This window comes from Pseudomonas sp. ICMP 561, from assembly GCF_002699985.1.
In the GTDB taxonomy this organism is placed as follows: domain Bacteria; phylum Pseudomonadota; class Gammaproteobacteria; order Pseudomonadales; family Pseudomonadaceae; genus Aquipseudomonas; species Aquipseudomonas quasicaspiana.
Window position 1 is genome coordinate 219,166 of the sequence record NZ_LKBT01000012.1, and the last position, 26,522, is coordinate 245,687.

23 protein-coding genes and 1 pseudogene are annotated in these 26,522 nt (G+C 58.9%); 18 read left to right on the forward strand and 6 right to left on the reverse strand.

The window, feature by feature from the left end; translation table 11 throughout:
• The first annotated feature begins 70 nt into the window (after positions 1 to 70).
• The 15 genes from AO242_RS11250 to AO242_RS11325 all read left to right on the forward strand — a co-directional run bounded on the left by AO242_RS11250 (position 71) and on the right by AO242_RS11325 (position 15,761).
• Positions 71 to 388, forward strand: a complete 318-nt coding sequence (locus AO242_RS11250) for a hypothetical protein (RefSeq protein ID WP_099268736.1) — start codon at positions 71 to 73, stop codon at positions 386 to 388.
• A 470-nt stretch (positions 389 to 858) separates the two neighbouring features.
• Positions 859 to 1,809, forward strand: coding sequence for a LysR family transcriptional regulator (locus tag AO242_RS11255; protein ID WP_099268737.1), 951 nt, complete (start codon positions 859 to 861; stop codon positions 1,807 to 1,809).
• A gap of 306 nt (positions 1,810 to 2,115) precedes the next feature.
• Entirely contained in the window at positions 2,116 to 3,576 is a 1,461-nt protein-coding gene (locus AO242_RS11260; RefSeq protein ID WP_099268738.1) for a SidA/IucD/PvdA family monooxygenase, read from the forward strand.
• Positions 3,573 to 4,547: an ABC transporter permease gene (locus AO242_RS11265; RefSeq protein WP_027900963.1), complete on the forward strand. Its 975-nt coding sequence runs from the start codon at positions 3,573 to 3,575 to the stop codon at positions 4,545 to 4,547. Before AO242_RS11260 ends, AO242_RS11265 begins: the two co-directional genes overlap by 4 nt.
• Positions 4,544 to 5,449 (forward strand): ABC transporter permease, encoded by a 906-nt coding sequence (locus tag AO242_RS11270; protein ID WP_099268739.1) that lies wholly within the window; start codon positions 4,544 to 4,546, stop codon positions 5,447 to 5,449. Before AO242_RS11265 ends, AO242_RS11270 begins: the two co-directional genes overlap by 4 nt.
• Entirely contained in the window at positions 5,446 to 6,459 is a 1,014-nt protein-coding gene (locus AO242_RS11275; protein ID WP_099268740.1) for an ABC transporter ATP-binding protein, read from the forward strand. The genes AO242_RS11270 and AO242_RS11275 overlap by 4 nt, the downstream gene beginning before the upstream one ends.
• On the forward strand, positions 6,449 to 7,462 hold the full coding sequence (locus tag AO242_RS11280) for an ABC transporter ATP-binding protein (protein WP_027900966.1): 1,014 nt from the start codon (positions 6,449 to 6,451) through the stop codon (positions 7,460 to 7,462). Before AO242_RS11275 ends, AO242_RS11280 begins: the two co-directional genes overlap by 11 nt.
• A 55-nt stretch (positions 7,463 to 7,517) precedes the next feature.
• Positions 7,518 to 9,083 carry an ABC transporter substrate-binding protein gene (locus AO242_RS11285; RefSeq protein ID WP_099268741.1) on the forward strand — a complete coding sequence of 522 codons (1,566 nt, stop codon included), beginning with the start codon at positions 7,518 to 7,520 and terminating at the stop codon, positions 9,081 to 9,083.
• A 67-nt stretch (positions 9,084 to 9,150) separates the two neighbouring features.
• On the forward strand, positions 9,151 to 9,672 hold the full coding sequence (locus tag AO242_RS11290) for a CMD domain-containing protein (protein ID WP_373562212.1): 522 nt from the start codon (positions 9,151 to 9,153) through the stop codon (positions 9,670 to 9,672).
• Positions 9,672 to 10,259, forward strand: coding sequence for a peroxidase-related enzyme (locus AO242_RS11295; protein WP_099268743.1), 588 nt, complete (start codon positions 9,672 to 9,674; stop codon positions 10,257 to 10,259). Before AO242_RS11290 ends, AO242_RS11295 begins: the two co-directional genes overlap by 1 nt.
• Positions 10,260 to 10,445: 186 nt before the next feature.
• Positions 10,446 to 10,973 (forward strand): chalcone isomerase family protein, encoded by a 528-nt coding sequence (locus AO242_RS11300; RefSeq protein ID WP_099268744.1) that lies wholly within the window; start codon positions 10,446 to 10,448, stop codon positions 10,971 to 10,973.
• Positions 10,974 to 10,999: 26 nt separating this feature from the next.
• Complete coding sequence (locus tag AO242_RS11305) at positions 11,000 to 11,521, forward strand: DUF3833 domain-containing protein (protein WP_027900971.1); 522 nt, start codon at positions 11,000 to 11,002, stop codon at positions 11,519 to 11,521.
• A gap of 449 nt (positions 11,522 to 11,970) precedes the next feature.
• Entirely contained in the window at positions 11,971 to 13,158 is a 1,188-nt protein-coding gene (locus AO242_RS11310; RefSeq protein ID WP_099268745.1) for an MFS transporter, read from the forward strand.
• 216 nt (positions 13,159 to 13,374) lie between these two features.
• On the forward strand, positions 13,375 to 14,946 hold the full coding sequence (locus AO242_RS11320) for a gamma-glutamyltransferase family protein (RefSeq protein WP_099268953.1): 1,572 nt from the start codon (positions 13,375 to 13,377) through the stop codon (positions 14,944 to 14,946).
• Between the two features lie 122 nt (positions 14,947 to 15,068).
• Positions 15,069 to 15,761 (forward strand): GntR family transcriptional regulator, encoded by a 693-nt coding sequence (locus AO242_RS11325; protein WP_099268746.1) that lies wholly within the window; start codon positions 15,069 to 15,071, stop codon positions 15,759 to 15,761.
• Between the two features lie 286 nt (positions 15,762 to 16,047).
• Here AO242_RS11325 and AO242_RS11335 read toward each other — a convergent pair whose 3' ends face one another.
• From AO242_RS11335 to AO242_RS11350, 4 genes are all read right to left on the reverse strand, one after another.
• Positions 16,048 to 17,277 carry an amidohydrolase family protein gene (locus tag AO242_RS11335; RefSeq protein WP_099268747.1) on the reverse strand — a complete coding sequence of 410 codons (1,230 nt, stop codon included), beginning with the start codon at positions 17,275 to 17,277 and terminating at the stop codon, positions 16,048 to 16,050.
• Positions 17,274 to 19,733 carry a branched-chain amino acid ABC transporter ATP-binding protein/permease gene (locus tag AO242_RS11340; RefSeq protein ID WP_373562215.1) on the reverse strand — a complete coding sequence of 820 codons (2,460 nt, stop codon included), beginning with the start codon at positions 19,731 to 19,733 and terminating at the stop codon, positions 17,274 to 17,276. The genes AO242_RS11335 and AO242_RS11340 overlap by 4 nt, the downstream gene beginning before the upstream one ends.
• Before the next feature lie 62 nt (positions 19,734 to 19,795).
• Positions 19,796 to 20,665: a branched-chain amino acid ABC transporter permease gene (locus AO242_RS11345; RefSeq protein WP_027900977.1), complete on the reverse strand. Its 870-nt coding sequence runs from the start codon at positions 20,663 to 20,665 to the stop codon at positions 19,796 to 19,798.
• A gap of 9 nt (positions 20,666 to 20,674) precedes the next feature.
• A complete protein-coding gene (locus AO242_RS11350; protein ID WP_099268749.1) occupies positions 20,675 to 21,862 on the reverse strand; it encodes an ABC transporter substrate-binding protein in 1,188 nt (395 codons plus the stop codon).
• A 186-nt stretch (positions 21,863 to 22,048) separates the two neighbouring features.
• On the opposite strand from AO242_RS11350, the gene AO242_RS11355 reads away from it, so the two are divergent.
• The 3 genes and pseudogenes from AO242_RS11355 to AO242_RS11365 all read left to right on the forward strand — a co-directional run bounded on the left by AO242_RS11355 (position 22,049) and on the right by AO242_RS11365 (position 24,431).
• Complete coding sequence (locus tag AO242_RS11355; RefSeq protein ID WP_099268750.1) at positions 22,049 to 22,447, forward strand: nuclear transport factor 2 family protein; 399 nt, start codon at positions 22,049 to 22,051, stop codon at positions 22,445 to 22,447.
• A gap of 212 nt (positions 22,448 to 22,659) precedes the next feature.
• Positions 22,660 to 23,826, forward strand: a pseudogene (locus AO242_RS11360) (pyridoxal phosphate-dependent aminotransferase); the annotation flags it as partial.
• A gap of 23 nt (positions 23,827 to 23,849) precedes the next feature.
• Positions 23,850 to 24,431 (forward strand): flavin reductase family protein, encoded by a 582-nt coding sequence (locus AO242_RS11365; RefSeq protein WP_099268752.1) that lies wholly within the window; start codon positions 23,850 to 23,852, stop codon positions 24,429 to 24,431.
• A gap of 68 nt (positions 24,432 to 24,499) precedes the next feature.
• On the opposite strand, the gene AO242_RS11370 is transcribed toward AO242_RS11365, so the two are convergent.
• Positions 24,500 to 25,162, reverse strand: a complete 663-nt coding sequence (locus AO242_RS11370) for a polysaccharide lyase family 7 protein (RefSeq protein WP_099268753.1) — start codon at positions 25,160 to 25,162, stop codon at positions 24,500 to 24,502.
• Positions 25,163 to 25,628: 466 nt separating this feature from the next.
• On the reverse strand, positions 25,629 to 26,519 hold the full coding sequence (locus AO242_RS11375) for a VOC family protein (RefSeq protein WP_099268954.1): 891 nt from the start codon (positions 26,517 to 26,519) through the stop codon (positions 25,629 to 25,631).
• Positions 26,520 to 26,522 lie beyond the last annotated feature (3 nt).

A 26,522-nucleotide genomic window follows, 5' to 3' on the forward strand; every position in this document is an offset into this window, starting at 1 on the left:
TAATTGGCCGATTTGATGATGTGTTCGAGCTCACTAATTAATCTGATGACAAGCGGTCAAGGAGTTACACATGAACTTGAATAACCAACCCACTGTCCAGGAACTTTCCGAGTTGTTTGCTGCGCGCAAGGACACACTCGATAACCATATCCTTTGGGTATGCGAAGAAGGTGAAGTGCGTATTGAACCTCTTGCCTCGGGTGTGCCGGAAGAGCAGTTCATTGCCAGCCGCCCAAACTTGCGCGCTCGTCTCTCGATGTACCGCCGCGGTCATGGCTGGGTCGGCAAAAAGGCCGCCGCAGACAAGCAGTTCATGAGCGATGTGCTGCAGACGCTGCAGGATGTGTGGAGTCAGCCTGAAGCGCGGATTGCTGAGCGTTCGTATTAATGTGATGTCGCTGCAGTTCTTTGTGGGAGCGAATTCATTCGCGAAGCATAGTGTCAGTCGCATTGCTTCGTGAACAAGTTCGCTCCTGCAGGGGATGTATGTGGTGCATCGTCTTTGTAGGCGCCAACTTGTTGGCGAGGCGGTGTGTCAGGGGAATTGTTTCGCGAGCGCGTTCACTTTTGCTTAATAGATACAACTAACAGAGTTGAACCGCATCCCTGTAGGAGTGAGCTTGCTCGCGATAGCATCAGATCAGACGACAGGTTGTTGTGATAAATATTGAATCGCGAGCAAGCTCACTCTTACAGTTCATATGTCGCGAGAAAGTGCGACACCATGTCATCTACATAGATAGTCCCTACAACCCCCAAGTAGGCTTGTTCTGTTCGATAGGTTAGGCTTGGCCGTTTCCGGTTGCGGATGAGCGCCGGGCATTATCTGATCTTCATCGTTCATGACAAGGCGTGTTTATGGATTTGCGGCAACTGGAAGCGTTCGCGGCGGTTATGTCGGCTGGCAGTGTCACGGCAGCGGGTAAAATGCTCGGTCGTTCACAACCCTCGGTCACCCGGGTGATTCAGGAGCTGGAGCAAGAGCTCGGCTTTGCGTTGTTCGAGCGTAGCGGTCCGAAGGTCACGCCCACCCAGAAAGCCTTCATGATGTACGCCGAGGTTGAAAGTGCCTTGCTCGGCATCCGCAACATTCGCCAGCGCGCCTTACACATCGCTCAGGACGAGAATCGCCAGATCAAGCTCGTGGCCATCCCGGCGCTGGCGGCAGGTTTGCTGCCGCTGGCCTTGTCCCGGCTGCCACAGTCGCTGCAACCACAGCACATTCAACTGCACAGCATGTCTCCGGAAAACGTTGTTCAGGCCGTGCTTTCCAAGACCATGGACCTGGGAGCCGTAAGCCTGCCGCTGGAACATCGTGGTCTGGACATCCACTGGATCGGCGAGTCGCCGTGCGTGGCCGTGCTGCCCGCAGACTCGGAACTGGCTCGTTACGATGTTCTGTCCATGGAGGTTCTGGCCGCACATCCATTGATCACCATGTCCAACCCGTTCCGTTTCCGTCGCCGCATCGACAAGGCGTTTCAGGATGCCGGTGGCAAGGCGCCGCATATGCTCGACACCAACACCTCGCTGGTTGCCATGCAGATGGCACGCGTCGGCCTGGGAATCGCACTGGTTGACCCGTTCACGGCATTGGGCGTCCCGATCAATGGCGTTGTAGTGCGACCTATCGAGTGCAACATCCCGTTCTTCTTCGGTCTGATTTCTGCCTTCGCCAGCCCGTTATCCGATGTGTCGGTGGCGCTGGTCGAAGAACTCGCCAGATCCGCCCAGGCATTGTTGCCATCAATGATCATGCATGACCCGAGCGAGCACGACGCTTTGCTGCAGAGCATTTATGCGGGTTAGCCGCAGGTTCTGAGCTTTTATGTTGGAGCGAGGCTTGCCCGCGAAGAACGATGACATGGCATTCCTGATACAGCGCGTCGGCTGCTTCGCGGGCAAGCCTCGCTCCAACAGGACTGCGCGACTGCTTCCATATTCTTAATACCTTTCTGGAATATCAATATTCAATAATCATCGTTGAAGGAATATTCCGCGGCTTCTACTATTCGTTATCCGAATTCATAAGCCTTATGAATTTGAAAATGTATGAGTGTGGAATGTTTCTTGTATAGCAAGTGACCACCTTTTCTCGAATGCCGAGTATTGAAAATGTCCGATCTGAACACCGCCAGCGGTCTCGCCGCGCTGGAAGCTCGCTTGCAGCAGGATTTGCAATGGCTGGATCTGCCTGCTGCGCCTTGGGTAAAACCACGGGTCAATAACGGGCAGGCGGTGTTGGATGTGGCCATTATCGGTGGTGGTATGGCTGGCCTGGCGCTGGCTGCCGAGCTGCGCAACATGGGCGTGATCGCGCGCATTTACGATCAGTCGCCAGCCGGTTTCGAAGGCCCGTGGGCGACCACTGCGCGTATGGAAACCTTGCGCTCCCCCAAGCAACTGACCGGCCCCGCATTGGGCCTGCCTGCGCTGACGTTCAGAGCCTGGTTCGAGGCCCAGTTTGGTCTGGAGGCGTGGAACGCGCTGGACAAGATCCCGCGTCTGCAATGGGCTGATTACCTGCGCTGGTATCGCAAGGCACTCAAACTGGACGTGCGCAACGAGCATCGCGTGAGCCGTGTGCAGCCTCGGGCTGATGGTCTGGTTGAACTGGATATCCAGCATGCCGGGCAGCTTCAGACCATTGTCGCGCGCCACGTAGTGTTGGCCACCGGTCGCGACGGTCTGGGCGGTCCTTGGGTGCCTGATTTTGCCAACGATTTACCACGACATTTCTGGGCGCATTCGTCTGATGGATTGCAGGATGAATGGTTTGTCGGCAAGCGGGTTGCCGTGATCGGTGGTGGTGCGTCGGCCATGGACAGCGCGGCTACAGCGCTGGAAGCTGGTGCGAAACGGGTCGATCTGCTGATTCGCCGGGCCGAGCTGCCACGGGTCAACAAAGGCAAGGGCGCAGGTAATCCGGGCATGACCCATGGTTACTGGCGGTTGCCGGATGCCTGGAAATGGCGGATCCGCAAATACCTGAACACCCAGCAAGTCCCGCCGCCACGTGGCAGTACCCAGCGGGTTTCCCGCTCACCCAACTCACGCTTCCTCTTGAACAGCCCGGTGGTTGCCGTTCAGCAAAACCCGGCCGGCGGCCTGTGGCTGGATACGCCCAAGGCGCGGATCGAGGTGGATTTTCTGGTATTTGCGACTGGCTTTCGCACCAACTTCCAGTTGCGTCCCGAGTTCGCCAGTTTCGCCCAGCATGTCCGCGCCTGGAGCGACAGCTTCACACCGCCAGGGGGCGAGCCGGATAACGAGCTGGAGGACCTGCCAGACTTGGGCCTGTGCTTCGAGTTTCAGGAAAAGACCCCCGGCGTTTGCCCGGGCATAGGTCTGATTCATTGCTTCAACTACCCGGCAGCCCTGAGCTATGGCGCGGTGTCGGGTGATATTCCGGCCATCAGCGAAGGCGCCAAGCGTCTCGCTCAAGGTCTGGCAGGGCAGTTGTTCAACGAAGACATCGAGCTGCATTTTACGGCCATGCAGAATTACGCCGAGCCTGAGTTGCTCGGTGATGAATGGGTTGCCAGCGAGCCAACGGCTCAAGAGTTACGCGGATGATCGGCTGGCTGCTGCGTCGCCTGAGCCAGTCGCTGCTGGTGGTATTGCTGATGACCCTGGTGGTTTTCATTGGTCTGAACGCCATTGGCAACCCGATGGATATTCTGGTCGGCGAAGACCTCAATCAGGCCGAACGACTCGCGGCCATCGCCCATCTGGGCCTGGACAAGCCGTTGTGGCAGCAATATCTGCTGTTCCTCAAGGGGGCGGTGCAAGGCAATCTCGGCCAGAGCTTTGTTTACCACGAAGACGCCATGCGCCTGATCGTGCAGCGCCTGCCCGCGACATTTGAACTGGCCTTCAGCGCGATGTTTCTTGCCGTTGTGCTTGGCGTGCCATTGGGCATGTTCGCGGGCAGCTATCCCGATCACCCGTTGTCGCGCATGTTGATGGCCTCCAGCATCGTCGGTTTTTCGCTGCCCGCATTCTGGGTGGCGCTGATGATGATCATGCTGTTCTCCATCAAACTCGGCTGGCTGCCCGCCAGTGGCCGCGGCGAGACTCGCGAGCTGTTCGGTATCCAGTGGTCCTTCCTGACCCTGGACGGCTTGCAGCACCTGATTTTGCCTGCACTCAATCTGGCGTTGTTCAAGATCTCGCTGGTGCTGCGTCTGACCCGTGCTGGCGTGCGTGAAGTGCTGCCGCAGGAGTACGTGAAGTTTGCCCGGGCCAAAGGCCTGTCACCGGTGCGAGTGATGTGCATGCATGTGATGCGCAACACCATGATCCCGCTGGTCACGGTGCTGGCCATGGAGCTGGGGTCGACCATCGCGTATGCCGTGGTGACCGAAAGCATCTTTGCCTGGCCCGGCGCAGGCAAGTTGATTCTGGACAGTATCAATATGCTCGACCGCCCGGTGGTGGTGGCTTATCTGATGGTGGTTGTGGTGATTTTTGTGGTGCTTAATCTGATTGTCGATGCGTTGTATTACTTCCTCGACCCGCGTGTGCGTGTGGAGGCCAAACGATGAGTCAGGTTCCTGTAGCGACCTTCAAGGCGCAGTCGCCATGGCGGCGCGGCGTGTCGGAATTCAAGACCTCTCCGACGGCAATGCTCGGTTTGCTGGTGTTGATTTTTATCGTCGGGGTCGCGGCGCTGGCACCCTGGATTGTCTATCAGAACCCTTATGATCTGATGCAGCTCAACGTGCTTGATGCGCGCCTGCCGCCAGGCACGGAGAACGTCGACGGCGGCTACACCTATTGGCTGGGCACTGACGGCCAGGGGCGCGATTTGCTCTCGGCGATTATTTACGGCTTGCGCATCAGTCTCTGGGTCGGCATTGGTTCCGCGCTCATCGCCGCAGTACTCGGCACCATGCTTGGCTTGTTGTCGGCATATGCAGGCGGTTGGGTCGATGCGTTGTTGATGCGTCTGGTGGATTTGCTGTTGTCGTTCCCGGTGATCCTCATGGCGCTGATGATTCTCGCCTGGCTGGGCAAAGGCGTCGGCAATGTGATGCTCACGCTGGTGGTACTGGAGTGGGCCTACTACGCCCGTACCGCCCGTGGTCAGGCACTGACCGAGAGCCGCCGCGAGTACGTCGATGCAGCGCGGGGGCAGGGTATCGGTTCGTGGCGCATCGTGGTCGGGCACATTCTGCCCAACTGCCTGCCACCGTTGATCGTTATCGGCGCGTTGCAGATCGCCCGGGCCATCACCCTGGAAGCGACGCTGTCGTTCCTGGGATTGGGCGTGCCGATCACCGAGCCTTCGCTGGGGCTGCTGATCGCTAACGGCTTTCAGTACATGCTCAGCGACGAGTACTGGATCAGTTTCTATCCGGGTCTGGCGTTGCTGATAACCATTGTCGCCATCAATCTGGTGGGTGACCGTTTGCGTGATGTGTTGAACCCGAGGTTGCAACGATGAGGCTGCCAAAACTCTCTGCCGAGCCTTTGGCAAACGTACAGCCGACTTTGGATGTGCGCGGCCTGTGTACGTCGTTTTATACCCGCGCCGGGGTGCTGCCTGCAGTGCGTGATGTGTCTCTGACCATTCAGCCCGGGCGGATTCTGGGTCTTGTAGGCGAGTCGGGTTCCGGCAAGTCGGTAACCGGTTTCTCGATTCTCGGTCTGGTGGATGAGCCCGGGCGGATCAGCGGCGGTGAAGTGCTGTTTCAAGGCCGCGACCTGACCCGCTTGTCTGCCAGGGATTTGCGCCATCTGCAAGGCAATCGCATCGCGATGATCTTTCAGGACCCGATGATGACCCTCAATCCGGTGCTGCGAGTCGACACGCAAATGATCGAGGCGGTGCAAGCCCATCAGCCGCTGAGCCGTGCCGAGGCTCGGGAGCATGCCAGCCGCACCTTGGCGCTGCTGGGCATCGCCAGTCCTGATGAGCGTCTGCGCGCCTATCCGCACCAGCTGTCTGGCGGCATGCGTCAGCGGGTGGCGATTGCCATTGCGCTGCTGCATTCGCCGGACCTGATCATTGCCGATGAGCCCACCACCGCGCTGGACGTGACCATTCAGGCGCAGATCCTCAGTGAAGTGCAGAAACTGGTTCGCCAGCAGGGCACTTCCCTGATCTGGATTACTCACGACCTGTCGGTAGTCGCCGGTCTGGCCGACGATATTGCGGTGATGTACGCCGGGCGCATCGTTGAGCAAGGCACGGTGGCTGCAGTACTGGATCGTCCACAACACCCCTATACCCAAGGTCTGATCGACAGCTTGCCGAGCCGTAACAAGCGCGGTCAGCGCCTGCGGCAGATTCCGGGCATGGCGCCGGATCTGCTGTCGATGCCCTCGGGTTGTGCCTTCGCTGCGCGTTGCAATCGAGCCACTTCGGTGTGCGAGCAGGATCCGCCCAGTCAAGCGATAGAGCCGGGCCGACTGGTCCGCTGTTTTCATCCGGGAGCCGCCGATGAGCAATGAATCGACGCCAATCATCGAGCTGCGCGATGTCAGCAAGACTTTCGGCAAAGCCAGTCCGGACACCGGACTGCAACATCTCATGCAGCGCCTGCAACTGACTCGGCCGACCTCGGTGACTCACGCTGTCGACAGGGTTGATCTGCGCATTGTGCGTGGCGAAGTGGTCGGCTTGGTGGGGGAGTCGGGCTGTGGCAAGTCGACCCTTGGCCGAATGGTCGCGGGCTTGCTGCCGGTGTCTTCCGGTACGGCTTCCATCGACGGTAAGTCCATTGAAGACTTCACCAGCGAAGAGCGTCAGGCGGCACGGCTGAAAATTCAGATGATCTTTCAGGACCCGTCCGCCAGCCTCAACCCGCGCCTTCGCGTGGACCGGATCGTCGGGGAGGGCGCGTTGCTGCACGGCCTGACCGACAAGGCCGGATTCGACGATTACGTCAGTGCCCAACTGCAACGTGCCGGGCTCAGCCCGCAGTTGCGTCAGCGCTATCCGCATCAGTTCAGTGGCGGCCAGCGGCAGCGAATCGGTATTGCTCGTGCGTTGGCGGTGCAGCCTGAACTGCTGGTCTGTGATGAATCAGTGGCGGCACTGGACGTGTCGATTCAGGCGCAGATTCTCAACCTGTTCATGGACCTGCGCGACGAGCTGGGTCTGACCTATCTGTTCATCAGCCATGACCTTGGCGTGGTCGAGCATCTGTGCGATCGCGTGGTGGTCATGTACCTGGGCCGGGTCGTGGAGAGCGCCGATGTCGACGATCTGTTCAGTCGTGCCAATCATCCTTACACCCAGGCCTTGCTGGCGCAGATCCCGCGTTTCGATATTCGCAGTGCCCGTTATGACGCGATCAAAGGGGAAATCCCCAGCCCGCTGAACCCGCCTGCCGGGTGTCATTTCCATCCTCGTTGCCCGCACGCCATGGCGCGCTGTCGCGTGGAAGTTCCACCGCTCAGGGAGGTTTCGCCGAACCACCTGAGCGCTTGCCACCTCAACGAAACAGCCTGAACGGACGCTTGATCGTCCGTCTTTCTTATTGCCATTGCGTACAAGGAAACAACACATGAAACCTCTTGTTCGTTCACTGTTGGCCTCGGCCCTGATTCTGGCTGGCGGCAGTGCCTCGGCTGAAGCCTTGCGTATCGGTTACGCCGACCCGGTCTCGTCTCTCGATCCGCAACTGAACAACTACGCCGGGGATCGTTCGGTAGCGCTGCATGCCTTCGAATCGCTGGTCAATCGTCACGATGACAAGACCCTGCCGGGCCTGGCCAAAAGCTGGAAGGTGCTGGACGACAAGACCTGGGAGTTCAGCCTGCGCGACGACGTCAAATGGCAGGACGGCAAACCGCTGACCGCCGATGATTTCGTGTTCTCCTTCGAGCGTGCCCGCGCCGTTCCCGGCTCCGTCGCGTCCTATGCGGGCGCCATGCGGACTGTCGAGTCAATCCAGGCCAAGGATGCTCACACCCTCATCATCAAGACCCGTTCACCTAACGCCAACCTGCTGCCGGACGTCGATTCGATCTACATCGTCAGTCGCCACGTCGGGGCGGGTGCTGCGAGCGCCGATTACAACTCCGGCAAAGCGATGGTTGGCACCGGGCCTTATCGTTTCGTGTCCTTCGTGCCGGGCGACCGCACGATTTTCGAGCGAAACAACGAGTACTGGGGCGAGAAGCCGCTGTGGGACAGCGTTGATTATCGTTACATCGCCAATGCCGCGAGCCGCACCGCAGCCTTGCTGGCGGGTGATGTGGACGTGATCGACAAGGTTTCGCCAACTGACGTGGCGCGCCTGCGCCAAAGCCCGAATGTGAAGGTTTACGCTTACTCCGGTCTGCGTGCGCTGATTGTTCAACCGAGCTTCCGCGAAGGCCCGAACGAGTTTATCCGTGACAACGCGGGCAAACCTCTTGAGCAAAACCCGCTGCGCGATGTGAAGGTACGCAAGGCGTTGTCGCTGGCGATCAATCGTCAGGCAATTGTCGAGCGCATCATGCAAGGCACCGTGACCGAGGCCAACCAGTGGATGCCAGCCAATACCTTTGGCTACAACGCAGACCTGAAAAACATCCCGTACGACCCGAAACAGGCCAAGGAGCTGCTCAAGGAAGCTGGCTTCCCGGACGGCTTCCAGTTGACCGTGCATGTACCGGGCGACCGTTACCCGCAAGCCCCGGAAACCATGCAGGCCGTGGCGCAGTTCTGGTCGCGGATCGGCGTCAAGGTGCAGCTGGAGGTGCTGCCCTGGGCGGTTTACGCCGGTAAGGCCAACAAGAACGAACTGGCAATCAGTGTGATTGGCTGGGGTAACGGCACTGGCGAAGCGGCTTATGCGCTGACCAACATCCTGACCACCGTCGACAGCACCAAGGGCCTGGGCGCTTCCAACTGGGGCCACTACAGCAACCCGTTGGTGGATCAGGCATTGACCAAAGCCACCGCCGAGTTCGACGAAGCCAAGCGCCGGACCATTCTGGAAGAGTCTGCGAAGGTCGTGACTGACGATGTCGGCATCATCCCGCTGTTCCACTACCAGAACATCTGGGCTGCGCGTAAAGACCTGAAAGTTGAGCCTCTGGTCAGCGACCGTACCGCCGCCAGTATGGTTACCAAACTGCCTTGAAGTCTTGAAACCCTGAGCCTGACGCCTTGCGGGCGACAGGCATCAGCCCGATGCAATCAGAGGATTTGTGATGAATTCCACCGCTCAATCGCCGGATGTGCTGGATGATTTGCTGGGCCTGACGCCCGGCACGCATCTGCATCAGGTTCGTCATGCCCGTGACAAAGTGCTGGCCGCTACTCAGGGCAGCCACGCGCAGTTTTTTGACCCGCATCTTGAGAATAATCTGTCCCTGAATGAGCGCCTGCTGGTGGCCTATTTCGCCAGCCGTCTGACGCCCAGCCCGTTGTTGGCTGATTACTACAAGGAGCAGTTGCGGGCGTTGAGCGTCGATCCATTGCTGATCGGCGCATTAGATTTTGCGGCCCTTGAGCGCCTGACGGACCCTCGCTTGAAGGCCATTCTTGGTTTCACCCGCACCCTGATCGAGCGCCCGGTGGAAGGTGATCAGCAGGCGTTGCATGTGCTGCAGCAAGCCGGATTGTCCACCTCAGAAATCGTGGTGCTCGCACAGTTGATTGCTTATCTGTCGTACCAGATTCGCCTGGCGGCAGGCCTTGCCGCGTTGTCAGCCGCAGGAGCTGCGTGATGAGTGAGCCTATCCGTATCAACGGTTTCACAAGCGAAGTACTGGGCTGGAAAGCCTGGCTGCCGACCATCAAGCTGGACAGCGCAACACCCGAGCAAGTGGCTGTGCTGGAGGAGAGTCATCCGCAGGCCAAGGTCTCCGATTATTACCTGACCCTGGCGCATCAGCCCGAAGTGCTGCGCCAGCGTTCTCTGGCTTTCAACGCCATCATGTACGCCCCCGGTGGTTTGTCGCGCGCCGAGCGTGAACTGGCGAGCACCGTGGTTTCCCGTATCAATCAGTGCGTGTACTGCGCCTCCGTGCATGCCCAGCGCTTTGAGCAACTGGCCAAGCGCAACGACGTGATTGCCGAGATATTCACGGATCCTGAAACGGCCGGGACGACAGAGCGGGAAAAGGCCATCGTGCGTTTTTCTATCGACCTGACCCTTGATCCGGCTGCGCTGGGTGCTGAACATATCCAGCCGTTGCGTGCGCAAGGTCTGGATGATGCGCAGATTCTGGACCTGATCCACGCGATTTCGATTTTCGCCTGGGCCAATCGTTTGATGCTCAATCTGGGCGAGCCGGTTTACAAGGAGGCGTGAACAGGGCGCGCTCAGCAATCAGGCGTTTGAATAAAAACTTCACTAAAAATTGTACAAAGTGATGTTCGTCGTATAGCTTTTAAGTCTGAAGGGTCAGCTTCCCGGTGTTGTTGTGGTCTTTGACCTTGCACCGGGTTGCTGACCCTTTTTTGGTCTTGCCCTGAAGACCCAGACGAGAGGCATTGTATGGCACGACTTTGGCTGGTGTTTTTTCTGCTGTTCAGTCAGGTGTTCAGCCAGTTGGCGAGCGCGTCCTGGCAGGAAGCGTTGCCCAATGCGCAGGTTATCGGCGGGGGCGATCTGCGCGTGTTCGGCTTCCGTGTCTACACTGCGCGATTGCTGAGTGCTGGCAAGCCTCTGAAGGCTGATCAGCCGTTTGCACTGGAGCTGACTTATCACCGGACGATTTCCCGGGATGATCTGGTTGAGGCCAGCATTGTCGAGATCAAGCGTACCTCACCGAAGCCGATCCCCGAGAAGCAGTTGGTCGCCTGGCGTGAGCAAATGGCCCAGGCGTTTGTCGATGTTGAAGAGGGCATGAAAATCACCGGGGTGTATTTCCCTGGCCGCGAAGCGCGCTTTTACGTCGGTGACAAGCTGCAGCATGTTGTACAGGATCCGCAGTTTGCAAAAGCATTCTTTGATATCTGGCTAAGCCCGAAAACCCGCAACCCCGAGCTGCGTGAGCAACTGATGGGTGGGGCACGTAAATAACTCATTTCTCTGCTGGGAGCTGGACTATGTTGAAGGCCATGATCATCGCTGCATGTATCGGTTTGACTGCCTGCAGCGGCGTGGACGTGAAGCAGTACAGTCAGGAAACCCCGAAGCTGGATCTGCGAGAGTATTTCAACGGCCGCGTAGTGGCTCAGGGCATCTTCCAGAAGCGTTCCGGGGAAGTCACCAAACGCATGGATGTGGTGATCAATGGTCGCAGCGAAGGCGACGCGTTGATCCTGCACGAAGACTTCACCTACAGCGACGGTAAAAAAGAAACCCGTGTATGGACGCTTCTTCCCGATGGGCCAGGCCGCTGGACGGGCACAGCAGGGGATGTCGACGGCAAGGCTTTCGGTGAGGTGTCCGGCAATGCCTTTCACTGGCGTTACGTGCTGAATCTTCCGGTAGACGGCACCACGTACAAAGTGCACTTCGATGACTGGATGTACCTGCTGGACGAAAAGACCCTGGCCAATCGCTCGTACATGAGCAAGCTGGGTGTGGAGTTGGGGCAAGTGACGTTTTTCTTTCGTAAGGAGTAATCGGACGAAAGATGCCGATCAGGTAGGAGGCAACTTGTTGGCGAGAAGGTTTGACGCGGTGATTCAGAGCTGACGCCTCGCGAACAAGTTCGCTCCTACCGGGGGATCGTATTCCAATTCGATTAATAATGGCTTACTGGTGGTCGCCGTTGTGTCGTTGGTGGGGGCTGGCTACGTTTGGAACAATTTGGGCGAAAGACGCAGATCAGGTAGGAGGCAACTTGTTGGCGAGAAGGTTTTACGCGGTGATTCAGAGCTGACGCCTCGCGAACAAGTTCGCTCCTACCGAATAGTGCCGTCTCATGAATAGAGTCGCCGCGTCATTTCATCTGCCTGTCTGGAATTTCTTGAAACCTTCGCTGCATATCCTGCCCACCCCTCTGTACTATGGCTGCCCCGGTTTTTGATACCGGACGCATGACCACGATATTCCTCACCGGACGACCTGCATGACCAAGCCTGTTTCATCTTCCAGCAGAGATTTCATTCTGGTGGCCTGCGCATTGCTGATCGTCATGGTTGGCACGACATTGCCAACCCCGCTGTATATCTATTACCAGCAGCAGATGGGCTTTGGTGAAACCTGGGTGACGCTGATTTTCTCGATCTATGCCGCTGGAGTCATCGCCGCTTTACTGGCGGTGGGCAGTTGGTCTGATCAGGTCGGGCGTCGTCCTATGCTGTGTGCCGGTCTGGTCATGGGGGCGATCAGTGCGGTGATTTTCCTGTATTGCGATTCCATTGGTGGCCTGTTGCTGGGCCGACTGTTTTCCGGGTTTTCCGCCGGGATCATGACCGGCACCGCCACGGTGGCTGTCATCGAGCTGGCCCCGAAGTCCTGGAGCAGGCGCTCCACGCTGGTGGCGACGGCTGCCAACATGTTTGGTCTCGGGCTGGGGCCTATGCTGGCGGGTCTGACGTCTCAGCATTTACCGCATCCACTGCAACTGGTGTTCTGGCTGCACCTGGGGTTTCTGGCGATTGCCCTGGTGGGCGTTATGGTTGCCCGGGAAACGGTCAAGCGTCCGGAGGTGCCACGCTTGCGGGTCATGCGGCCTTCGATTCCCGCCGAAGTGCGCGGCCTGTTCATTCCGGCAGCCATCGCCGGGCTGGCAGGCTTTAGCGTTGCCGGGCTGTTCACCAGCATGGTGCCGTCGATCATGCGTCAGGTCATGGAGCAATCCAACGGCATCGTGATCGGTGCTGTGGTCGGCTCGTTCTTCGCGGCATCGGTAGTCGGTCAGGCGCTGTTGCAATGGTTGCCGTCCCGCCAGCACATGACCCTGGGTTGCGTTGCGCTGATTCTCGGCATGCTGACCCTGGGCCTGAGTATCGCGACCGAGCAGATGCTGTTGCTGATCGTTGCGGGCATCACCGCAGGTATCGGCCAGGGCATGGTGTTCCGCGCCGGTATGGGCGCTGTGACTGCCGCCAGTCCTGCGCATCAGAAAGCGGCGGTCGCGTCAGCGCTGTTTGTGGTGTTGTACCTGTCCATGTCATTGCCGGTGATCGCGGTGGGGGTCAGCGTGCCGGTGTTTGGTCTGCGTCATGTGGGTGAGTTATTCAGCGCTATTGTTGCGTTGATCGCTGTGGTTGCGATGTGGAGCATGAGAAGGGCACAGGCTGCGTTGGTTTGAGGTGGCGAGATTGAGCCAATTGATTCCAGTTGCGTTGGAGCGAGGCTTGCCCGCGAACCAGTCGACTCGGTAAGCCAGACACACCGCGTTATCGTTCTTCGCGGGCAAGCCTCGCTCCAACGCGATCGATGAGCGACCCGCAATACCCAAGGCACATTTCTTGCTTTGCTAACAATAAAACTATTGATAGCTAGCAAAAAAAGAGAGCCTTTGATCATGATCGCCACCTCAACTCGCGCCGTCATCTGTACGCCTCACGCCGAAGCCAGCGCCGCCGGGCTGCGCATTCTCGATGCCGGGGGCACGGCCATCGATGCGATGCTGGCCGCCAGCGCGATGCTTGCAGCGGTGTTTCCGCACATGACCGGGCTGGGCGGCGATGCGCTATGGATGATCCACGACAGCAAGGTGCGCACCATCGTGGGGATCGGTCGGGCCGGTCAACATATGCCTCAGGGCGGGAAGATCACTGTGCGCGGCCCGTCCTCGGTAGCGAGCACTGCGGGCGCCCTGGCCAGTTGGCAGACCGCAGCGAACATCAGTCGCCATGAATGGGGGTCGACGCTGGGTTGGGGTGACTTGCTCGGAGACGCTGCCACGATGGCGGATCAAGGCACGCTTGTTTCACAGTCACAATTGTTCTGGCAGACCTTGCGTCAACCCCTCATCGAGCAGCTACCGGACCTGCATCGCCTGTGCAAGACCGATGGCCGCTGGATGGGCGAGGGCGACACCCTGCGCCAGCCGGAACTGGCCAATACCCTGCGTCACCTGGCCAGGCATGGCGTCGAGGACTTCTATCGAGGGGAGTTGGCCGAGGCATTCGGTACGGCGTTTGACCGGCTTGGTTGTGGCCTGACGGCGGCGGATCTGGCGGCCACCCGGGCGCCTGAAGTTGCGCCGATTTCGGTGCGTTATCGTCAGGGTCGACTCTATAACGTGGCGCCGCCGTGTCAGGGGCTCTACACCTTGCAGGCGATGGCCGCACTGCAACACAAGCCATTGGCGGATGTGGAAAACGGCAGCGCGCAGTATTACCACTATCTGGTGGAAGCCATTAAGCAGGGGTTGCTGCGGCGTAATGCACAGCTGTGCGATCCATTGAGCACCGCGTGGGATTACGCCTCCAGTCTGGAGGACGCGCAAATCAAGGCTTACGCGGAAGCCATCGACGATCAGCGAGCGGCACCCTGGAATGAACCGGGTCGACCTGCCGATACCATCTGGATGGCTGCCACCGACGCTCAGGGGCGAACCGCATGCCTGATCCAGAGCCTGTTTCACGATTTCGGTTCGGGCTGCATCCTCGGTGATACCGGCGTGCTGTGGCAGAACCGCGCTGCCGGTTTCGACGCTGATGCCAACCATGTCAACGGCTGGGCACCGGGCAAGCGTCCGGCGCACACTTTGAACCCGTCCTGCTATCTGGCCGATGACGGTCGCCGCTGGTTCTTCGGCACCCAAGGCGGCGACGGTCAGCCGCAGACGCAAATGGTTCTGGCCACGCAATTGGTCGACTATCAGCAACCGATTGATCTGGCGCTGGAGACGCCGCGCTTCCTGTTGGGGCGCAGCTTTTTCGACAGCACTGACAATCTGAAGCTGGAAGGCGACATGAGTACCGCGACGGTCGAGGGGCTTGCCGCGCAGGGCCATGAAGTGGAAATCATCCCGCCGCGCAGCCCCATGACCGGTCACGCCGGGATCATCGCGATTGATGAAACGGGACGTCGCAGCGCCATGCATGATCCGCGTGGCGAAGGCCTCGCGCTGGGGCAGCCCAACTGATCGCCCGACCCGTTGCACACGGGGTTTGCCGGTGTCGTGCGGCTGGCGGATAATGCCGCCGATTGCCCGCCACTGGCAGACCTGCTGCGATGGCGCCAAGCGGTTTGAAAATAGAGGAAAGGATGGGCCTGAGCACTGTCACTGCCAAACAGCTTGAGGTGCAACGTATCGTCGATGCGTTGTTCAAGGCTATCGCCCAACATCGTCTGCCACCCGGCACGCGACTGATCGAAGCGCAAATCGTCGAGACCCTGCAAGCCAACCGCAACCATGTGCAGGTGGCGCTGCAGCGTCTGGCAATGCAGAAGGTGGTGACCATCGAGGCCAACCGTGGCGCCATGGTTGCCCAGCCTACTGCCAAGGAAGCCCGGGATATTTTCAGTGCGCGTCGCGCCATTGAACGTGCGATTGTGGAGGGCATCACTCCAGCAATCATGCGCAAGCAGCGTCAGCGGATTGCGACGCACATGAACAATGAACGCAAGGCCACCAACGAGACGGACCGTCGGGCTATCGTGCGGGAGTTGAGCGAGTTTCACTTGATGCTCGGCGAGATCAGCGGCAACACCGTGCTGAGTGACATCCTCGCCAACCTGATGGTGCGCAGCTCACTGATCGTGGCGCTTTATCAGCGTAATGACGTGCCGTCCTGCGCGTCGGACGAGCATCAGGAAATCATCACCGCGCTGGAAAACGGCAATAACGAACGCGCTGTGGCGGTCATGCTTGAACACCTGGACGAGCTGGAAGGGCAGCTTGCTCTGGAGGAAAGCGCGCCGGAGGAATTCAACCTGCGGCAGGCGTTGAGTGATTGAAAGGGTAGCAACCCATAAATCCGTAGGACCGGCTTTAGCCGGGAGAGCAGTGTTTCTGCAGAAGAAAATTTAGCGACTATCCGGACGTCCTCCCGGCTAAAGCCGGTCCTACGATCCGCGTGGCACATGGTTGGAGCGAGGCTTGCCCGCGAATCAGTCGACGCGGCATGTCAGACACACCGCGTTATCGTTATTCGCGGGCAAGCCTCGCTCCAACCAAACGCCGTCGATCCTTGAGCTTGTGGGCAAACATAGAATCTTTCACATACCCCGTTTGCAGCAGATGTTATGCATCCGGTTTCAACAGCTTCCCAACCGGCCGACTAAACGTCCGTCGCCCACCCTTGAAGCCCATCAACGGCGCGCTGATCTCGGCAACCACTGCCGCAGGCGAGGGGGCGTCGAAGACGATGAAGTCGGCTCGGCATCCGGGTAGCAAACCGTAATCGGTCAAACGCAGCATGCGTGCTGATTCGCTGGACACCCACGCCAGGCATTGCAGCAATTGCGGTACGGTGCCCATCTGGCTGACGTTGGCGAACAGATTGGCCTGACGGATCAGCGAGGCGTCGCCATAGGGCGTAAACGGATTGCCAATGTTGTTGGTGGACACCGAGCACGTAACGCCGCAGGCGTGCAGATGCTCCAGCGGCGCGAGCCCGCGAGGTTTGTTGTGAAACGACTCACGGCCCATCAGAAAAAGATCGGTGGACGGCAGACAGGTTACTTGCACGCCGACCTTGGCCAGGTGCAGGCCCAGCACGGTCATTTGCTCTTTGGGGAGTGTCGACAGCTTGGTCACGTGGCCGATGGTCACGCGTCCTGCCCAGCCATGCAGTTGCGTGCAGCGCGCGACTTCCATGACTGTCATGCCTTCCGGATTCAGATCGAAATCCAGGTGCAGGTCCAGATCGCAGTTGTATTTCACTGCCAGTTCAAACAGACGCTGGATCTGCCCGTCCGGATCGCTGTCCATGTAGGGGCAGCCGCCGAGCACCGTCGCGCCATTCTCCAGCGCCTCGCACAACAATGCTTCCGTGCCTGGATTATTCAGCAAGCCTTCTTGAGGAAACACACAGATTTCCAGGCTGATCGCCCACGCGTAATCAGTCTGCAGGCGGCGAATGGCTCTAAAACCGGTCAGGCCGATTTGCGGATCAAGCTCCACATGGGTGCGCATGTGAGTGGTGCCTTGCAGGATCGCCTTATCCAGCACCTGCGCACCGCGTTGGTACACGTCTTCTTCAGTGAATTCCGCCTTGGCGGCACGGGTTTGCGCCACTGCCTCGGCAAGGGTGCCTTCATGCAAATGGCAGCGCTGCATGATGCAGGCTTTGTCCAGGTGGATATGGGTTTCGATCAGGCCTGGCATCAGCAGGCGACCCTGTAAATCGAGTGTCTCCCAGTCGATGATTGACGGGCCGAATGCCTCAACGTAATGGCCGTTCTCCACGTAGAGCACGGTATCAGTGTCGGCTTCACCCAGCCGCACATTGATAATCTTCAGTGCGGTCATACACTCACTCCTCGAATGCTATTGGCACTGGTGCTATCAGCACTTTCACCCAGATAGGCCGCAGCCAGCTCCTCGTCGTCACGCAACTCGGCGGCGCTGGCGGATTTTATGATGCAGCCGGTTTCAAGCACGTAAGCGCGGTCAGCAACCTGCAGCGCGAGGTTGGCCATTTGATCCACCAGCAGGATAGTGACGCCTTCATCGCGCAGAGCGGCGAGTGCGTCGTACAGCTCGCCGATCATGGCCGGTGACAAGCCCAGAGACGGCTCGTCCAGCAGCAGGATTTTCGGTTTGGCCATCAGCCCGCGTCCCACGGCGACCATCTGTTGTTCGCCACCGGACAGCATGCCCGCCGGGTTATCGATACGGTCGCGCAAACGCGGGAAGCGTTTGAGGATCGCTTCGATTTCAGCTTCGGCATCAAACGCTTCTCGTCGGGAGTAACCGCCTAGCAACAGGTTGTCGCGCACGCTCAGGTACGGGAACACCTGACGACCTTCCGGCACCAAGGCCAGACCTTTGCCAGCGATGCTGCTGGCGCTGGCCTGTTCGATGCTTTCGTTGTCCAGCAAAATGCTGCCCTCGGTCGCCCGATGCAGGCCCGCCAGACATTGCAGGATGCTGGATTTGCCCGCACCGTTGGCACCCAGAATCGCCACAAGCTCGCCGGGGTTGACCAGTAAATTGACTTTGTTGACCACTGCCGCAGCGCCGTAGTCGATGGCCAGATCCTTGACATACAGCCGCGCATCGCGACTGCCATCCCAAGCATGATCCCGTGGTGTTGCCTGATAATCGGTGCCGCCCAGATACGCGGCGATCACCTGCTGGTTCTGACGAATTTCAGCAGGAGGCCCGGATGCGATGGGCTTGCCCGCATCCAGCACCAATAAGTGTTCGGACACTGACATCACCAGCGACATGTCGTGCTCGACGAGGATTACCGTCAGGCCAAAGTCCGCCAGCTTGCGCAGCAGCACGGCCAGGTCGTCGGTGTCGCGGCGGCTCAGACCCGCAGCCGGTTCGTCCAGCAACAGCACCGCAGGCGCGGTCGCCAGTGCCCGGGCGATTTCTACCAGACGACGGTCGACGTGGGGCAAGTCCTCGGCAGCAATGTTCACTTCGCCGCGATAACCCACCAGCGCCAGCAGGTCCAGCGCGAGGCTGCGTTGCTCGGAGGTCGACAGGTTGAAGGGCAGACCGAGGCGACCTTTCTGCATCGCCACCAAGAGGTTATCCAGCACCGACATCTCGCCAAATAGCAGGGTGGTCTGATAGGTGCGGGCGATACCGGCTCGGGCGCTTTTCCAAGCGGGCAGGCCGGCTAGTGGTTGTTGCAGTTCGATCTGGCCGCTGTCCGGGGCATAGAACCCGCTGATCATGTTCAGCACCGTGGTTTTACCCGCGCCATTGGGGCCAATGATGCTGGTGATGCTTCCGGCAGGCGCATGCAGGCTGACGTGTTGCGCCGCCTGTACACCGCCGAAGCGAATGCCGATATCGGTCACCCGCAAACCGGTTGACGGACCACGGCTTTGCAAATGCGCGGCAATGCGTTGGGTGTTGATCGTGGTGGGCGGGACCAGACGGGTCGGCTTGATCCAGCGACGGGCGAGGGCGCCCAGCAAGCCGTTTGGCGCGACCCACAGCACCAGCAGCAACAGCACCGAGAAAATCAGCAGGCGGTATTCGGCGAAGTCCGACAGTAACTCCGGCACCAGCACGATCAGCAAAGCACCAATCAATGGGCCAAACAGCATGCCGCTGCCACCGACGATCACCGCCAGAACAAACAGGATCGACTGCGAAAACGGAAAGGATTCCGGGTTGATGAACATCAGCAGGGGCGCAAGCAGGCCACCTGCCAAACCGGTCAACGCGGCGGACACGGCGAAGGCCAGGGTTTTGCTCAGAACCGGATTGAAACCCAGCGAGCGCGCGGCAATTTCAGACGCCTTCACGGCGCGCATGGCCTTGCCCCAGGTGCTGTGACTCAGGCGCTGGTAGAACAGCAATGCGCCGATCATCAACGCCCCAGCCAACAGCGCGAGCAGTATCGCTGGATCGAGACCGGCAAATTCCGGCAGCGGAATACCCATCAGACCATTCGAACCACCGGTCACGTCACGCCATTCGATCAGGCTGTGATGCACCACGAACGCAAAGGCAATGGTGATCATCGCCAGATAGGGACCACTGACCCGCAGTGCCGGGATCGCCAACAGGGCGCCAATCAAGCCTGCCACGATGCCCGCCAGCGGCAACGCCAGCCATAGCGGCCAACCGGCCATGGTCAGCAATGCCGACACGTACGCGCCAATGGCATAGAACGCGATGTGGCCGAATGAAATTTGCCCGCTCAGGCCAATCAGAATATTCAGGCCGACACCCACTACGGCCGCCAGAGCGCAGAGGGTAAAGACCAGCAGGGAATAGCTGTCCAGTGTGAACGCCATAACGCCACATACGACCGCGAGTAGCCCGATGAAAACCGGAGCTGCGAGGGTTTTGATATCTCTCATACTTTCACCAGAGCCTTGCTGCCGAACAGGCCGTTGGGACGAATCGCCAGGGCAACAATGACCAGCGCGAACGTGAATATCTGGGTGAAGGCGGAGCCGAAATACAGGGTGATCAAGGCTTCAGCCAGACCGAACAGCAGACCGGCTGCAAACACACCACCGGCGCTTCCGATGCCGCCCAGAATCGCCACCGCAAAAGCTTTCAGTCCGAACAGCATGCCCATCTCGGCGTTGACGCTGAACAGCGGCGCAATCAACAAACCTGCTACCGCGGCGAATACGGTAGAAACAGCAAACGCGATCGCCACCACCCGATTGACATTGATGCCCATCAACATCGCTGCCCGCGGGTTTTGCACGCAGGCTTCCAGTACCTTGCCCAGTCGGGTGTAGCGCCGCACCAGATAGAGAGCAAGGGCAATTGCTGCCCCCGCCAGAGGAATCAGTAGCTGCAACGCACCGACGCTGCTGCCGAACAGTTCGACGTTGAGGTTGACCAGACTGCTCTCGAACTGACGAGGCTCTTTGCCGAAGGTAAACAGCGCCAGGTTGTCCACCAGAATGCCGCCTGCCACCGTCGCCATCAGCCAGGCCTGTGAGCCACGGCTGTGGAACGGCCGCACCAGCCAGCGCTCGATCACCAGGCCATACAGCGCACAGAGAATCAGCGTCAGAGGCAGGGCCAGCCACAACGACCAGCCCCAGGTGATGCAGAAGGTGTAACCCAGCACCGCGCCGACCATCATGGCGCTGCCCTGGGCAAAGTTGACGGTGCGCGATACGACGTAGGTCAGGTGAAAACCTAACGCCAGTAGCGCGTACATGCTGCCCAGGCCGAGGCCGGTGACAATGGCGGCGGTGAACATGGCGACTCCTTAAGGCTTCAACGGTACGATCTGGTCGTTGACGAAGTGCGTGAACAGATAGTCGTCCGGCCCCAGTGCGTCGTGTTTCTGCACTGTGAACGGCTGCTTGTAATGCTTGATCAGGCCGTCGTATTCGCTAATGGCGTAAAAGCCATCGCGCACGGCTTTGCCATCGGTGTTGCCTGCTTTTTCGATGGCCAGCGCAGCCAGATGCAGCGCGTCATAGGCATTGGCGATGCCCACCGCAGGCGTCACGTCAGCCAGGGTTTTGATTTGTGGGTACGCGGCTTTCAATGCGGTGAGCAGTGCATCGCCCTTTGGACTGTTGTTCTCGGTAAAGACATAGGTCTGGATGAAATGCACGCGGGAGGCATTTGGGCCAGCCAGTTCTCCGAAACGACCACCGGCCGGACCCCAGTGGGAAACCACCGGCACGTCCCAACCCATACGATCCAGCGATTTGACCACTTGCGCCGATGGGCCAACGTTACCGACCATCAACAAGGTGTCGGCACCGGCGTTTTTCAGGCGGGTCAGTTGCGGTACTACGTCCAGATCGCTGTCCTGAATGCGTTCAACACCGGCGTTGGCCATGCCGCGTTTTTCCAGAGCGCGCTTGAAGCCTGCCTCGTTGGACTCGCCCCACGGATTGTTGATGAGGATCATGCCTGGCTTTTTCATGCCGTTATCGACGCCGTATTTCACCAGTGCTTCGTCTACCAGTTCGTCAACTGCCGAAACCCGGAACACGTAGTTATCAGCAGCGCCGTTTTCGGTGATTTTCGTACCGGCTGCCCAGATGCCCATGAACGGCACTTTCATCTGGTTGGCCAGTGGCACGATTGCCAGAGACACCGGCGTATCGAGGCCACCAAACAGTACGGTGACTTTTTCCCGCTGGACCAGCTCACGTGCCGCCAGCATGCCTTTCGATGGGTTGCTTTCGTCGTCGCGGCGCACCAACTCCAGTTGACGACCCAATACGCCGCCCTTGGCGTTTACTTCATTGATCGCCATGGTCAGGCCACGGGTCAAGGCTTCGCCGGATTTGGCTGACTGCCCGGACAGGGCTGCCACCAGGCCAACCTTGATCGGCGGTTCAGCGGCTTGCGCGCCACCGAACATAGCCATATTGAGTGTGACTGCCGCAGCCACGGGAAACAGCAGACGTTGCAGGTTTGGAAGCCGGATGGCCATAGTGTGTTCTCCTGATTGCTAGCAGTTGCATATTTATTGCTAGCAAGTAGGATGCCAGTCATAGCGGCCGTCATAACGTCGGTTTTTATTTGAAATGCCCAGTATTTACGCGCCAAATTAAGGCGAGCTGCACCATGTCGAGGCGTTCAGGCTATTTACTTAACCCGAGAGTCAGGAGACTCAGTAATGTCGGAAATCAATAAAGACGTACAGATTGTTAGCAATTTTCTTGAGGCTTCAATGGCCCCGGATCCGGTTCGGGCAGCGACCTTCATGAGTGACGACGTAAAGATTACCTTCACCGGCGGGCGTGCCATGCCCACTCCGCAGGCCATTACCGCGTTCAACGGCTCGCGTTATGCGTGGGTCAAGAAGGCCTTGGGCAATTTCGACTGGATGGATCGCGGTGACCACACTGTGGTGTATTCCAACGGCACGCTCTACGGCGAATGGCCGGATGGCAGCAGCTTTTCCGGCAATCGTTATCTGGACCGCTTTGAAGTGCGCGACGGCAAGATCACTCATATGGACGTCTGGAATGACAGCGCCGAGTGGTTGCTGGCGCCGGAGATTGCCAAGGCTTGATTGGCTGGAAAGGGCAGCGGTATGAACGCCTTATGTAGGAGCTGCCGAAGGCTGCGAACGCATTTTTCCTGATGTACCGCGATCGCAGCCTTCGGCAGCTCCTACAGATATCTTGTTGCCCCATTATCAATGTGGCGTAGAGCTCAAACTGGCCTTTCAGAAGAACGTCGCGGTATCGTGGCGTTTTTTACTGGTATTCGAGAGGCCGTGGTATGCGTTTTTCCCCGTTTGTTGAACGGATAGCCGGGCAGGGCGCTGCCGCCTGGGACATTCACTTCGCCGCCTGGCAGGCTCATTGCCAAGGGGAAGATGTCATTATCCTCAGCATTGGCGATCCCGATTTCGCTACCCCGGATTTCATCACTGAAGCGGCGGTCGGCGCACTGAGAGCAGGGGATACCCATTACACCGAAATTCCCGGAAGGCCTGCGCTAAGGGAAGCTATCGCCGAGCGTTACGCCAGGCGTCTGGGGCGGCCGGTAGCGGCCGCCAATGTGATCACCCTGGCCGGTGCGCAGAATGCTTTGTTCGCGAGCGCCCTTTGCCTGTTGCAAGCCGGTGATGAGGTCCTGGCTCTGGACCCGATGTATGTGACTTATGAGGCTACGCTCAGGGCAAGCGGCGCGACGCTGGTGCGCGTAAGTTGCGACGCCGATGCCGGTTTTCGTCCTGACATTGCCCGTATCAGCGCCGCCATTACCCCGCGCACCCGGGCCATTTTCCTCTCCAACCCGAACAACCCGACTGGCGTAGTGCTCAGTGCCAAGGAGCTGCAAGGGATTGCCGAACTGGCCATCGCCCATGATCTGTGGGTGGTCGTCGATGAGGTTTACGAAAGCCTTTGCTACCAACGGGAGCACGTCAGTCTGGCCAGCTTGCCGGGCATGGCCGAGCGTTGCGTGATCGTCGGCAGTTTGTCCAAATCCCACGCCATGACCGGTTGGCGGGTCGGCTGGATCATTGCCGATGCGCAGTTGGTCAGGCACGCAGAAAACCTGTCGTTGAGCATGCTTTACGGATTGCCCGGCTTCGTCATGGCGGGCGCGATGGCGGCGGTGCTTGCTCATGATGAAGTGACGTTGGGCGTGCTCGATATCTATCAACGCAGACGCGATCTCGTGGTGTCTGGATTGAGTGACTGTCCGGGCATTGAAGTGCGCAGCCCGGATGCAGGGATGTTCGTCCTGCTCGACGTGCGCGGCACCGGATTGAGCTCGCTGGACTTCGCCTGGCGACTGTTTCGGGAAGCGGGTGTATCGGTGCTCGACGCAGCAGCCTTCGGTGAGCCTGCCCTGGGTTTTGTGCGGCTTTCATTTACCGTAAGCGATGAGCAACTGGCGCGAGCATGTGTGCGAATCAAGTCGTTCGTCAGCACGCTCGCCACGTCTCGAGAGGTATTTTTGTGAACGAATTTATTGCCCCGGTGGACCCCGCCAAGGCCTATCGCTTGCTCAACCACGGTCCGACAGTTCTGGTTTCGGCCCGGCACGACGGGGTCGACAATGTCATGGCCGCTGCTTGGGCCTGCGCGCTGGATTTCATGCCTGCCAAACTCACTGTGGTGCTCGACAAAATCGCCAAGACCCGTGAGCTGGTTGAGCAAAGCGGAGTGTTCGTGATTCAGGTGCCAACCGCAGCGCAGCTGCAACTCACCCACGAGGTGGGCACGCGCAGTCTGTTCAACGAAGCGGACAAACTGCAGCGTTCAGGCGTGAAGTTGTTCCGCATCCCCGATCATGATCTGCCGTTCGTGGCCGGTTGCTCCGCCTGGCTGGCGTGTCGCCTGATACCCGAGCCGCACAATCAGTCGACCTATGATCTGTTCATCGGCGAAGTCATTGGTGCCTGGGCTGATACGCGAGTGTTCAAGGACGGGCACTGGAACTTTGAGACGGCCGACCCGGCGTGGCGCAGCTTGCACTACATCGCGGGTGGACACTTTTATGCGATTGGTGAAGCGCTGGATGCTGGCGACGAAAAGTGATGCGGGCGTCACGCCATTCTGAAAAACGAATGGCGTGATTTACAACGGTCCACAGCGACTGCCGGTTGTTACTTCTTCACGACGTGGCTGGTGGAAAGACTGGTGTAGGTGACCTTCCCGCCTTCAGTGGGGTAGCCGACGTTGTCCAGGGTGTACACCCCGGCCTTGAAGTAAAAGGCGTAGCCATACCAGGCAGGGTTGAGAGTGGTCTGCGCCGCCACGTTATTGATCATCACGGTGAGTTTGCCGGTGGGTGCCATCTGAATCGAATAGGTGAAGGGCTTGTTCAGGGCCATGGGGGTGCTGTACATCACCGGGCTTTTAGCGTCGGCTGGCTTCACGCGATATTCGAGGTCTATGAAGCCGCCTTTGGCGGTATAGCGGTACACCATCTTCAGCAAAGGCGTCGGCGCATTTTTGGCGTGGATTTGCGCCACCACAATTTTGCCCGTCGACGGTACCTGATTGACCATCAGCGCACCGATCATGGTGTTGGTGCCGCTGTTATACAACCAGTTCATGGCGTTGCCATTGGAGAGGGTTTCGCGTAACTCCGTGCGAGGGTAGTCACTGGTGCCAGAGTGCGAGCCGGTTACGGGAGCCCACATCACAATGCCGTTGCTGCTGACTTTGAAGTAAGGACTGTTGAGGCTGCTGACACGTGCAGTCGCCACGGTGACGGCTGGCGTTTCAATGGGCAGGGTAAGGTTCCAGACACTGAGGTCGATCATGGGGCTCTCGCACGGGGGATGCGCCCGACCAGTCCCGGGACGCTGAGTGCTTTAACGGCAAGCCAGGCATTTGGTTGAGAGCCGTCTGGCTGCCGGCGAGTAGGCAGGCGACAGACGGCAAATGTCCCGTAGGCCCCATGTAATTCATGGAGCCGAATTTATTCAGGAAAGCGGTGTTACAGGTTGACCGAGTCGCCTTTATCGCGGGCAAGCCCAGCTCCTATCAAACAAAATATAACTATCTGATTTGGAATGCTTTTTATTGTAGGAGTGAGCTTGCTCGCGATAGCTCCAGTACAGGCAATAAATTCATCGACTGACAGGCCGAATCGCGAGCAATGTGGATCGCCACCCCGGTCACTCCTACAGGGTCCGTGTTTGCTGCGCGACAGCGTGGTGTCAGGGACACCGGGGCGACTCCCACAGAATTACATCCATGCAGACAGGCATGTGGGGCAAAGGACTCTCAGCGGGTCTGCACCAGCTCCAGGATCACATTCCCGGCCGCTTGCGGCTCGACCAGCAGGCGCTGTGAACCCGCTAGATGCGGCACTTTGTTGCTTTCGATAATGGCTCGCGCCGCCTCCAGGTTTTTAGTGTTGATGCGCAGCGCTATTGCATGGGGGCGTTGACTGGCCGCCTCAGGCAAGTTGACTCCGGCAAACTCGGTTTGCGCGGTGGTCAGGGACATGGCGCGTAGCAACCCGCAGCCAGTATCAGCTTCAAGCACATCGCCGTGGTAGCGAACTGCATCGCCGTACAGCGCTTTCCACCGGGTTTCGAGCTGGGCTGGGTCCGCCAGGTAAGTTATCGCGAGGATACCGTCGGCACCGTTTGGGTGGTTTTGCCATCCTGGCACCCAGATCAATTCCGGGCGGTGCTGATGGCAAATGAAGTTGGAAACGTCCGGGTGCTCCTCATCCATGAACAGCCCCAACGACACGACGGCTTCGTCCGGACTGCCATCGGGCAGGGTCATTTTGCGCCGGAAATCAATACGGCCCTGGCTGGCCAGCCCGGCGTTTGTCAGGCGTGCATAGTCCGCGTCTGCGTCTTTGCTGTGCAATGCCACCAGCGAGATGCCTTCTTCGCCGCGATCAAGAAATGTGCCCAACTGACGGCCGAAACAGAAGCCATCGACCGAGTTAGTGCCAAACTTCGAGGCATCATCCACTGCGATGATTTCGATGAAATTGCTCGGGAACATCACCAGCGTCGTGACCGTGCCCCACGGGTGATAACTGATCGGCGAGGGTTCAAAGCCCATTTTTCGATACAGAGCCAGTGTCTGCGGATGGTCGCGTACGGTTACCAGGGGGTGGTCAATACCTTGAGTGGATTGGGCGGCTGCGGCCATGGT

Excerpts from the sequence above, each read along its gene's own strand:
- AO242_RS11250 (WP_099268736.1), top strand. The coding sequence starts at position 71 with ATGAACTTGAATAACCAACCCACTGTCCAGGAACTTTCCGAGTTGTTT.
- AO242_RS11255 (WP_099268737.1), top strand. The coding sequence starts at position 859 with ATGGATTTGCGGCAACTGGAAGCGTTCGCGGCGGTTATGTCGGCTGGC.
- AO242_RS11260 (WP_099268738.1), top strand. The coding sequence starts at position 2,116 with ATGTCCGATCTGAACACCGCCAGCGGTCTCGCCGCGCTGGAAGCTCGC.
- AO242_RS11265 (WP_027900963.1), top strand. The coding sequence starts at position 3,573 with ATGATCGGCTGGCTGCTGCGTCGCCTGAGCCAGTCGCTGCTGGTGGTA.
- AO242_RS11270 (WP_099268739.1), top strand. The coding sequence starts at position 4,544 with ATGAGTCAGGTTCCTGTAGCGACCTTCAAGGCGCAGTCGCCATGGCGG.
- AO242_RS11275 (WP_099268740.1), top strand. The coding sequence starts at position 5,446 with ATGAGGCTGCCAAAACTCTCTGCCGAGCCTTTGGCAAACGTACAGCCG.
- AO242_RS11280 (WP_027900966.1), top strand. The coding sequence starts at position 6,449 with ATGAGCAATGAATCGACGCCAATCATCGAGCTGCGCGATGTCAGCAAG.
- AO242_RS11285 (WP_099268741.1), top strand. The coding sequence starts at position 7,518 with ATGAAACCTCTTGTTCGTTCACTGTTGGCCTCGGCCCTGATTCTGGCT.
- AO242_RS11295 (WP_099268743.1), top strand. The coding sequence starts at position 9,672 with ATGAGTGAGCCTATCCGTATCAACGGTTTCACAAGCGAAGTACTGGGC.
- AO242_RS11300 (WP_099268744.1), top strand. The coding sequence starts at position 10,446 with ATGGCACGACTTTGGCTGGTGTTTTTTCTGCTGTTCAGTCAGGTGTTC.
- AO242_RS11305 (WP_027900971.1), top strand. The coding sequence starts at position 11,000 with ATGTTGAAGGCCATGATCATCGCTGCATGTATCGGTTTGACTGCCTGC.
- AO242_RS11310 (WP_099268745.1), top strand. The coding sequence starts at position 11,971 with ATGACCAAGCCTGTTTCATCTTCCAGCAGAGATTTCATTCTGGTGGCC.
- AO242_RS11320 (WP_099268953.1), top strand. The coding sequence starts at position 13,375 with ATGATCGCCACCTCAACTCGCGCCGTCATCTGTACGCCTCACGCCGAA.
- AO242_RS11325 (WP_099268746.1), top strand. The coding sequence starts at position 15,069 with ATGGGCCTGAGCACTGTCACTGCCAAACAGCTTGAGGTGCAACGTATC.
- AO242_RS11335 (WP_099268747.1), bottom strand. The coding sequence starts at position 17,277 with ATGACCGCACTGAAGATTATCAATGTGCGGCTGGGTGAAGCCGACACT.
- AO242_RS11340 (WP_373562215.1), bottom strand. The coding sequence starts at position 19,733 with ATGGCGTTCACACTGGACAGCTATTCCCTGCTGGTCTTTACCCTCTGC.
- AO242_RS11345 (WP_027900977.1), bottom strand. The coding sequence starts at position 20,665 with ATGTTCACCGCCGCCATTGTCACCGGCCTCGGCCTGGGCAGCATGTAC.
- AO242_RS11350 (WP_099268749.1), bottom strand. The coding sequence starts at position 21,862 with ATGGCCATCCGGCTTCCAAACCTGCAACGTCTGCTGTTTCCCGTGGCT.
- AO242_RS11355 (WP_099268750.1), top strand. The coding sequence starts at position 22,049 with ATGTCGGAAATCAATAAAGACGTACAGATTGTTAGCAATTTTCTTGAG.
- AO242_RS11370 (WP_099268753.1), bottom strand. The coding sequence starts at position 25,162 with ATGATCGACCTCAGTGTCTGGAACCTTACCCTGCCCATTGAAACGCCA.
- AO242_RS11375 (WP_099268954.1), bottom strand. The coding sequence starts at position 26,519 with ATGGCCGCAGCCGCCCAATCCACTCAAGGTATTGACCACCCCCTGGTA.